Origin of the sequence: Glycomyces dulcitolivorans (assembly GCF_003265355.1) — a bacterium.
In the GTDB taxonomy this organism is placed as follows: domain Bacteria; phylum Actinomycetota; class Actinomycetes; order Mycobacteriales; family Micromonosporaceae; genus Glycomyces; species Glycomyces dulcitolivorans.
The window spans coordinates 1-1,695 of the sequence record NZ_QFRW01000133.1 but is presented as its reverse complement, the minus strand read 5'-3'; the positions used below and the strand labels follow the sequence as shown (position 1 = coordinate 1,695).

Annotated in this window: 2 protein-coding genes; both read left to right on the top strand. The window is 74.7% G+C overall.

Features of this window, described 5'->3' with window-relative positions; genetic code table 11:
- A partial coding sequence (locus tag DI269_RS13095) for a prolyl oligopeptidase family serine peptidase (RefSeq protein ID WP_157974954.1) occupies positions 1-536 on the top strand: 536 nt, incomplete at its 5' end.
- Entirely contained in the window at positions 533-1,456 is a 924-nt protein-coding gene (locus DI269_RS13090; RefSeq protein ID WP_112136575.1) for a S66 peptidase family protein, read from the top strand. The genes DI269_RS13095 and DI269_RS13090, both read left to right, overlap by 4 nt.
- The last annotated feature ends 239 nt before the right edge of the window (positions 1,457-1,695 follow it).

Here is a 1,695-nt window from a genome sequence, read left to right as displayed (position 1 = left end):
GCGCGGCCGTCGCCAGGGCGCTCGCGGCCGAGGGCGCGGCCGACCCGGCCCGGATCGCGATCCGCGGCGGCAGCGCGGGCGGCTGGACCGCCGCGGCGTCCCTCACTTCGCCTGCGGCGCAAGGGGTGTACGCGTGCGCGGTGGTGAAGTACCCGATCCTGGACCTGTCGGGGTGGACCGGGGACGACACGCACGACTTCGAATCGCAGTACGTGTACTCGCTCGTCGGCGCGCCCGGGGTGCTGGAGGAGCGCTCGGTCGAGCGGTCGCCGGTGCACCACGCCGAGCGGATCGAGGTCCCGTTCATCCTGCTCCAGGGCCTGGAGGACGAGATCTGCCCGCCCGCGCAGGCCGAGCTGCTGCTGGAGCGGATCGAGGGCCGGGGCGTCCCGCACGCCTACCGGACCTACGAGGGCGAGCAGCACGGGTTCCGGCGGGCCGAGACCATCGTGGACGCCGTGCTCGCCGAGCACGCCCTGTACGCGGAGGTCTTCGGCTTCGAGGGCCCCGGTTTCGAGCTGGGGCTGGCACCGTGAGCCCCGCGCCGCTGCACCGCCCGCGCCGGCTCGTCGCCGGGGACCGGGTCGCGGTCGTCTCCCCCGCCGGGCCCTCCCCGGCCGCGAACATCGAAGCGGGCCTTGGGGTCCTGGAGTCGTGGGGGCTGGAGCCGGTGCTGCTGCCGCACGCGGCGGCCCAGGGCGCGTACCTGGCCGGGTCGGACGCCGGGCGGGCCGCGGACTTCGAGGCGGCCTGGGCCGACCCGTCGTTCGCCGCCGTCATCGCCGCCCGCGGCGGGTACGGGGTCCAGCGGATGCTCGACCGGATCGACTGGGTCCGCCTGCGCGGGGCCGAGCCGAAGGCGTTCGTCGGGTTCAGCGACGTGACCGCGCTGCACGAGGCGATCGCGCTCAACCTCGGCACCGCGACGATCCACGGGCCGATGCCCGCGTGGTCGAAGTTCACGACGGACACCGAGATGCGCGAGCACCTGCGGCTCACCCTGTTCGAGCCCGAGCGGGTCCAGACGCTCGCGCCCGCGGGCGCGAAGGCCATCGTCGGCGGCACCGCGACCGGCGTGACCCTCGGCGGGACGCTGACGCTCCTGGCGTCCGGGATCGGCACCGCCGAGCACCGCGAGCGCCTCGACGGCGCCCTGCTGCTGCTGGAGGACATCGGCGAGGCCCCGTACCGGCTCGACCGGGCCGTGACGCAGCTGCGGCGGGCCGGGTGGTTCGACGGGATCGCCGGGGTCGTCCTCGGCTCGTGGACCGACTGCGGCCCCGAGGCGGAGGTGCGCGGCGTGTTCGAGGACCTCCTCGGGGACCTCGGCGTGCCGGTGGCGTGGGACTTCGGGTTCGGGCACTGCCCGCGTTCGCTCACGGTGCCGTTGGGGCTCAAGGCGGTCCTCGACGCCGACGCCGGGACCCTCCAGTTCGGACTCCCGGCGCTGCGCTGAACGCCCTTTCGCGTTCATTTGAAAATTCTCTCCGTAGTCTTGCCTTCACCTGAAGTTTTCTGCCAGGATGGGCGGATCGGGTCAACCCGTCGAAAAGGGACCCGCCCGACCCCCGCACAGACTGGAGAAGTCCCATGACGCATCCCCGCCGGACCGTGCTCGCCGCCGCCCTCGGGGCCGCGGCCGCGGTGGCCAGCGCCGGCACCGCGCAGGCGCGCGGCAACCCCGGCGAGCGCTGG